The sequence below is a fragment of the Photorhabdus hainanensis genome (genome assembly GCF_018448965.1).
Taxonomy (GTDB): Bacteria; Pseudomonadota; Gammaproteobacteria; order Enterobacterales; family Enterobacteriaceae; genus Photorhabdus; species Photorhabdus akhurstii.
Genome location: NZ_RCWD01000162.1, coordinates 1 through 243, shown reverse-complemented (window position 1 = coordinate 243; position 243 = coordinate 1). Strand labels below are relative to the sequence as shown.

1 rRNA gene is annotated in these 243 nt (G+C 50.2%); it reads right to left on the bottom strand.

Features of this window, described 5'->3' with window-relative positions:
• Positions 1 to 229: ribosomal RNA gene (locus tag EAE92_RS24340) — 23S ribosomal RNA — on the bottom strand; the annotation flags it as partial.
• Between the last annotated feature and the right edge of the window lie 14 nt (positions 230 to 243).

Below are 243 nucleotides of genomic sequence, written 5' to 3'. Positions count from 1 at the left end.
GGTTGATTTCTTTTCCTCGGGGTACTGAGATGTTTCAGTTCCCCCGGTTCGCCTCATTAACCTATGGATTCAGTTAATGATAGTGCAACGCATTGCACTGGGTTTCCCCATTCGGACATCGCCGGTTATGGCGCTTCATATCAGCTTACCGACGCTTTTCGCAGATTAGCGCGTCCTTCATCGCCTCTGACTGCCTAGGCATCCACCGTGTACGCTTATTCGCTTAACCTCACAACCCGAAAA